At 64.6% G+C, this 6,923-nt stretch carries 7 protein-coding genes; 6 read left to right on the plus strand and 1 reads right to left on the minus strand.

Going from position 1 to position 6,923, the window contains the following annotated elements:
- The first annotated feature begins 180 nt into the window (after window positions 1-180).
- Complete coding sequence (locus tag RhoFasB10_RS25570) at window positions 181-1,152, plus strand: NAD(P)H-quinone oxidoreductase (protein WP_167679290.1); 972 nt, start codon at window positions 181-183, stop codon at window positions 1,150-1,152.
- Between the two features lie 53 nt (window positions 1,153-1,205).
- Here RhoFasB10_RS25570 and RhoFasB10_RS25575 read toward each other — a convergent pair whose 3' ends face one another.
- The gene (locus tag RhoFasB10_RS25575) at window positions 1,206-2,408 is read right to left on the minus strand and encodes a cysteine desulfurase-like protein (RefSeq protein ID WP_068423350.1); all 1,203 of its coding nucleotides are present in this window, start codon (window positions 2,406-2,408) and stop codon (window positions 1,206-1,208) included.
- 168 nt (window positions 2,409-2,576) lie between these two features.
- On the opposite strand from RhoFasB10_RS25575, the gene RhoFasB10_RS25580 reads away from it, so the two are divergent.
- From RhoFasB10_RS25580 to RhoFasB10_RS25600, 5 genes are all read left to right on the plus strand, one after another.
- The gene (locus tag RhoFasB10_RS25580) at window positions 2,577-3,161 is read left to right on the plus strand and encodes a bacterial proteasome activator family protein (protein ID WP_068423348.1); all 585 of its coding nucleotides are present in this window, start codon (window positions 2,577-2,579) and stop codon (window positions 3,159-3,161) included.
- Between the two features lie 50 nt (window positions 3,162-3,211).
- Entirely contained in the window at window positions 3,212-4,087 is an 876-nt protein-coding gene (locus RhoFasB10_RS25585; RefSeq protein WP_068423346.1) for an ABC transporter permease, read from the plus strand.
- Window positions 4,088-4,096: 9 nt separating this feature from the next.
- Window positions 4,097-4,900, plus strand: coding sequence for an ABC transporter ATP-binding protein (locus RhoFasB10_RS25590; protein WP_167679292.1), 804 nt, complete (start codon window positions 4,097-4,099; stop codon window positions 4,898-4,900).
- 4 nt (window positions 4,901-4,904) lie between these two features.
- A complete protein-coding gene (locus tag RhoFasB10_RS25595; protein WP_167679297.1) occupies window positions 4,905-5,807 on the plus strand; it encodes a glycosyltransferase family 2 protein in 903 nt (300 codons plus the stop codon).
- 119 nt (window positions 5,808-5,926) lie between these two features.
- On the plus strand, window positions 5,927-6,829 hold the full coding sequence (locus RhoFasB10_RS25600) for a TylF/MycF/NovP-related O-methyltransferase (RefSeq protein WP_167679295.1): 903 nt from the start codon (window positions 5,927-5,929) through the stop codon (window positions 6,827-6,829).
- Window positions 6,830-6,923 lie beyond the last annotated feature (94 nt).

The following is a 6,923-nucleotide window of genomic DNA, read 5'->3' on the forward strand; positions in this document are numbered from 1 at the left end:
TGTTCTAGGACACCTACACCTCGACCGCGACAAGCGATACCAAGGACAACTCCACGCCCCCGCCGCCTAGAATCGACTCTCACATCTATGTAGACATCGTGTCTCACATCTATGTAGACAGCACATGGACTCTGGGCCAACTATCCGCGCACGGGTGGCGTAGCCGCATAGGGTGGACGCATGCATGCGATAACACTGACAGAGTTCGGTTCCCCCGACGTCATGCAGTGGACCGAGGTCCCCGATCCGACGCCTGAACCAGGACAGGTCGTCGTCGACGTCGCCGCCACCGCAGTCAACCGCGCCGACCTGATGCAGCGTCAGGGCAAGTACCCGCCTCCTCCCGGCGCGAGCGAAATTCTCGGTCTCGAATGTTCCGGCGTGATATCGGAATTGGGCGAGGGCGTACACGACTGGAAAGTCGGCGACCGCGTGTGCGCCCTGCTGGCAGGCGGCGGCTACGCCGAGAAAGTCGCGGTCCCGTCGGTCCAGCTCTTTCCGATTCCGGCAGGCCTGGATCTGCATGCGGCAGCGGCGCTTCCGGAAGTGGCGTCGACGGTGTGGTCGAATCTCGTGCAGTTCGGCGGTATGCGCTCCGGCCACACGGTGCTGATCCACGGCGGTGGAAGCGGAATCGGAACGCACGCAATCCAAGTCGCCAAAGCCCTGGGCGCGACGGTGGCAGTGACGGCGGGGTCGAAGGAGAAACTCGACTTCTGCGCGTCCCTCGGCGCAGACATCCTGATCGACTACAAGAACCAGGATTTCGTCGTGGAGCTACCCGATGGCGCCGACCTCATCCTCGACAACATGGGCGCAAAGTACCTGGAGCGCAACGTGAATGCGCTCGCCAAGGACGGAAAGCTGATCACGATCGGAATGCAGGGCGGTGTCAAGGGTGAATTGAACTTCGGCGCCCTGATCGCCAAGCGTGGGACCATCCACGCGGCCGGACTCCGCGGCCGACCGGTGACCGGGCCGTCGAGCAAAGCCGACATCGTCGCCGACATGACCGAGCGCCTGTGGCCGATGATCGAGGAGGGACGCGTCGCACCGATCGTGCATGCCGAACTGCCGATCACCGAAGCAGCGGAAGGACATCGGCTTCTCGACGCGGATGCCATCGGCAAGGTGATTCTGCGGGTGAGCTGACCCATGTGCGCGAAAATACATAGCCCTCTATGTATTTTCGCGCACGGGCGCGGCTAGCGAAGCGCCGCCAGCGCCTTCACGAGTTGATCGATCTCGTGCCGCGTCGTGTACGGCGCGAGGCCGATGGTGACGGCACCGCCTTCGTCGTTGACGCCGAGGGCGTCGAGCAGGCGACTCCCACTGTGGATGCCGCTGACCGTTCCGATGCGGTTCTGCGCGAGATGCTCGGCGACCTTCTCGGCGGAGGTGTCGGCGACGGTGAAGCTGAGCGTCGGGATCCGGCTGGGCGCGTCGCCGAGAACCATGACGTGGTCGAGCTTGCCGAGCGCGCGAAGCAGGTAGTCGAAGAGGCGGTCGTGGTAGTCCTGCAGCGATCCGATGGACAGCTGCAGGCGTTCCCGACGCGTCCCCGTCGCCGCTTCGTCGAGGTTGGCGAGATAGTCGATCGACGACACGACACCGGCCAGCAACGCGTACTGGTGACCCGAAACCTCCAGTCGCTCTGCGCCTTTCGCGAACGGGTTGAGCGACATCGACGGAATGCGATCGAGCAGACCGGGATCACGGAACACGAGGGCGCCGACCTTGGGCCCGCCCCACGCAGCGGCACTGACCGCGACGACGTCGGCAGCGAGTTCGTCGATGTCGACGTGCGCGTACGGTGCCGCGCCTGCCGCGTCGACGACGATGAGTCCGCCGACGGCGTGGACACGGTCGGCTGCGACGCGGACGTCGGGCGCGGATCCGACGATCGGCGACGCGGCCGTCATCGCGACGAGACGGGTGGTGGAGGTGATCAGTTCCTCGAACTGCCAGCTCGGAAGTTCACACGTGTCGATCTCGACCTCGGCCCAGCGGACCTGTGCGCCGTAACGATTGGCGATGCGTAACCACGGCGCGACGTTCGCTTCCTCGTCGAGCCGAGACAACACCAGACCGGTCCCCAGCCCGAGCCGAGACGACAGCGACTCGGCGAGCCAGGCGAGCATCGTCGCGCGGTCCGGACCCAACACGACGCCGGCCGGGTCGGCGCCGACGAGGTCCGCGATGGCGGCTCGGGCGGCGTCGAGAAGTCCCGCGCTGCGCCTCGACGACATGTGGCCGGAGGTGTGAGTCGGCGCGCTTCCGCGAAACGCCGTGGACACTGCCGTCGACACACGGTCGGGTATCTGCATACCGTTCTGCGGATCGAGGTGGATCCAACCGTCGCCCAACGAGGGAATCGATCCCCTGACTCGTGCGACGTCGTACCCCATGCCGGACACTCTAGGCGTTGACAACGCGGGCGCGTGTGCCACGCCCCTCGTTCGACAGGACGGCATTTCCTTCGAGCACGCTTGTCTTCCCTCCATGTCCTAAGCCCCTGAACAGGATAATCGGCCCCGCTCGTCGCGCAATCCCTCGTGACGCGTAAGGATGGCTGTATGACGCAATCGGACTCGTTCCCGAATTCCGACAACGGCGACCACGTCGTCGTGATCGGCCCGAACGGACAGCCTCTCGCATTGAGCCGCGAGGAGGCAACCGCTGCCGCCGCCAGGGCGGCGGGAACCGAAGCGCCGTCGAACGACGAACAACCGCTCTCCGAGATGGTCGAGCAGCCGGCGAAGGTCATGCGCATCGGCACGATGATCAAGCAGCTGCTCGAAGAGGTCCGCGCAGCTCCTCTCGACGACGCCAGCCGGGCTCGGCTGAAGGAGATCCACCAGTCGTCGATCCGCGAGCTCGAACAGGGCCTGGCTCCCGATCTGCGCGACGAGCTCGAGCGTCTGGCACTCCCCTTCGGCGAGGACGCCATCCCGTCGGATGCGGAACTCAGGATCGCGCAGGCCCAGCTCGTCGGCTGGCTCGAAGGACTGTTCCACGGAATCCAGACGGCACTGTTCGCGCAGCAGATGGCAGCGCGCGCTCAGCTCGAACAGATGCGGCAGGGCGCACTGCCGCCGGGGGTGAGCATCAACCCCGGTGCAGGCGGTCCTAGTGGCGGCGGTACCGGCCAGTACCTGTAGCCGACCAGCGGAATGACCCGTGGTTCGCTGGGCGGGTAAGGTCGACCGTCGTGTCAGCCCCAGCGAAGAACCCCGAGAACGAAGCAGGAGAGCGCGTGCCCGTTCCCGTTTCGGACTCGCAGACCCTCAAACGCGCGTTCGGCGACCTGAAGACAGGGTTCCGTCAGCGCGAGCTGTGGCTGCACCTCGGATGGCAGGACATCAAACAGCGCTACCGTCGGTCGGTCATCGGTCCGTTCTGGATCACCATCGCCACCGCCGTCCAGGCCACGGCAATGGGACTGCTGTACTCGGTGCTGCTGGACATGGACCTGAAGACGTTCCTGCCGCACGTCGCCGTCGGCCTCATCATCTGGAACTTCATCAGCGCCGCGATCCTCGAAGGTGGCGACGTCTTCGTGGCCAACGAAGGCCTGATCAAGCAGCTGCCGTCGGCGCTGTCGGTCCATGTCTACCGGTTGGTGTGGCGTCAGGTGCTGCTGTTCGCGCACAACCTGATCGTCTACGTCATCATCATCGCGATCTTCCGGCCCACGTTCCACTGGACCGACCTGTCGGCGTTCCCGGCGTTCGCGCTGCTCGCGCTCAACGCGGTGTGGGTCGCGCTGCTGTTCGGCATCATCGCGACGCGCTACCGCGACATCGCACCGATCCTCGCGTCGATGGTCACGCTGCTGTTCTTCATGACGCCGATCGTCTGGACGACGCAGGGTCTGCTGAACCAGGGCGGGCAGGCGGCCGAACGTGCACGTCTCGTCGAGATCAATCCGCTGTTCCACTACCTGGACATCCTCCGCGCCCCGATGATCGGTGAGCCGCAGGAGGCGTACCACTGGTACATCGTGCTCGGCTGCACGGCCGTCGGCTGGTTGCTGACGATCGTCGCTCTCAAGAAGTACCGGGCCCGCGTGCCCTACTGGGTTTAGGGGACTTTCATGTCAGTGAGCATCACGACGCACAACGCCTGCGTCGACTTCCCGATCTTCGACGCCAAGACCAGGTCGCTGAAGAAGGCGTTCCTCGGCAAGGCCGGTGGAGCGATCGACCGCAACAGCTCCGACGTCGTCGTCGTCGAAGCCCTTCGGGACATCACGATGAACCTGAAGGAAGGCGACCGCGTCGGCCTCGTCGGGCACAACGGAGCAGGCAAGTCGACGCTGCTGCGACTGCTGTCCGGCATCTACGAGCCGACGCGCGGCTCCGCGTCGGTCAAGGGCCGCGTCGCCCCCGTCTTCGACCTCGGCGTCGGCATGGATCCCGAGATCTCTGGCTACGAGAACATCATCATCCGCGGGCTGTTCCTCGGGCAGACGCGCAAGCAGATGCTCGCAAAGATGGACGAGATCGCCGACTTCACCGAGCTCGGCGACTACCTCGACATGCCGCTCAGAACCTATTCGACGGGTATGCGCGTGCGCGTCGCGATGGGCGTCGTCACCAGTATCGATCCGGAGATCCTGCTGCTCGACGAGGGCATCGGAGCCGTCGACGCCGAATTCATGAAGAAGGCGCGCATCCGCCTGCAGGAGCTGGTCAAGCGTTCCGGCATCCTCGTGTTCGCGAGCCACTCGAACGAATTCCTCGCCCAGCTGTGCGACCGCGCGATGTGGATCGACCACGGCCAGGTCCGTCAGGAAGGCGGTATCGAAGAAGTCGTCCGGGCGTACGAGGGCGACGACGCCGGTGACCACGTCGCGACGATCTTGAAGGAGCTCGAACGGGACGACAAGAGTGCCTGACGTCGTGGCGCAGGACAAGATTGTCGGAGTGATCGTGACGCACAAGCGTCGCGAGCTCCTGGCTCTTTCGCTCGACGTCATCACCAAGCAGACACGCCCACTGGACCACCTCGTCGTCGTGGACAACGCGCACGAGGATGCGGTGCGCGAGCTCCTCGAGTCGGCGTCGATCCCGACGACCTATCTTGGGTCCCATCACAATCTGGGTGGAGCCGGTGGATTCGCACTTGGAATCCTCTACGCGCTGTCACTCGGCGCGGATTGGGTCTTCCTCGCCGACGACGACGGCCGTCCCGAGGGCCCGCGGGTTCTGGAGACGCTGTACGACTGTGCGTCGAAGCACGGCCTCGACGAGGTTTCTCCCGTCGTCTGCGACATCGACTATCCCGACCGTCTGGCGTTCCCGCTGCGGCGAGGTGTCGAGTGGCGTCGGCTGCGGTCCGAGTTGATCGACCCGCGCGATCCCGACGACGATCTGCTCGAAGGAATCGCGTCGTTGTTCAACGGCGCCCTGTTCAAGGCGTCGACGATCGACGCTGTCGGCGTGCCCGACCTTCGGCTGTTCGTGCGCGGCGACGAGGTGGAGATTCATCGTCGGCTGCAACGGTCGGGCCTGAAGTTCGGTACTTGCCTGACGACGGCGTACGTCCACCCGAACGGCGCCGACGAGTTCAAGCCGATCCTCGGCGGGCGGATGCACACGCAGTATCCGGACGACGAGACCAAGCGGTACTTCACCTACCGCAACCGCGGCTACCTCATGTCGCAGCCCGGAATGCGGAAACTGCTGCCGCAGGAATGGATTCGGTTCGGCTGGTTCTTCCTCGTGACGACTCACAATCCGAAGGGGTTGGTGGAGTGGTTGCGCCTGCGGCGTCTGGGGCGTCGGGAGTATTTCAGGCGCTGACGCCCACGTGCGTGAGAATGTATACCCCTCGCTACATTTCTACTCACGAGCGCCGCGAGTGGAGCATGCGGAACGAGCCATAAAGAACCGAAGGCGCCGTTCTCGGCTACCGTGTGCGCATGACGGAACCGCGGAAGCTGACCGATCGCATTCGACAGTCCGCGCGCGAGAAACTCCAACGCGCGCTGGGTGAAGTTCTCGACAAGCAGACCGCGCAGCTGGCCGAACAGACGAACGATCAACAGGCGAAGCTTCTCGACATCCTCGAACGTCAACGCCGCGAGATCGACGATCTGCACGCCTTCATCCGCGGCCTCGAGATGCGGATGCGTCGGGACATTCCGTATGCCTCCGACGTCGAAGCGGCCGCGCAGAGCGCCGAGTTCGCCGAGGAGATGATGCCGAAGGCACCGACGTTCCTCCGGCCGCACGCGACGCTCCGCTTTGCACTCGGCGAGGTGACCGTGAAGGGCATGGCGTTGGAGTTCGGCGTCGCCAGCGGGACGACGCTCGAGATCATCGCGGAGGAGCTGGCGTCGAACACGGATGTTTCGATCGTCGCCGGGTTCGACGTGTTCTCCGGCCTACCCGAGACGTGGCGTACCGGTTTCCCGAAGGGACTGTTCGAGCAGGAAGGCGAGCCGACGGTTCCGGGTGCCGAGATCGTGCCCGGTCTGTTCGAGGAGTCGCTACCCGGGTTTCTGAAGTCGCACACCGAGGATCTGGCGTTCCTGCATCTCGACGCGGATCTGTACTCGTCGACGGTCACCGTGCTCGATCTGGTGGCGGATCGCTTGGCCGTCGGCACCGTCATCGTGTTCGACGAGTACTTCAACTTCCCCGGCTGGCGGAACCACGAGTACCGCGCGTGGACCGAGTTCGTGGGCCGTACGGGTACCGAGTTCGACTACCTGGGCTACACCGCCGACAACGAGCAGGTGGTGGTTCGGATCAGGAAGGCGCCTTCGGCGCATGTGAGCAGAAATGTGGGCGGTCTCAAGCAGTCATCGCAACGTGCCTGATCATTGGGGGATGGTTGCGATGGGACGTCCGGTGTACACCCATGAGGTGCGGATGCTGTTCTGGGTTCTGTTGGGTTGGGGCTCGACGGTGAAA

This window comes from Rhodococcus sp. B10, assembly GCF_011770055.1.
Classification (GTDB): domain Bacteria; phylum Actinomycetota; class Actinomycetes; order Mycobacteriales; family Mycobacteriaceae; genus Rhodococcoides; species Rhodococcoides kyotonensis_B.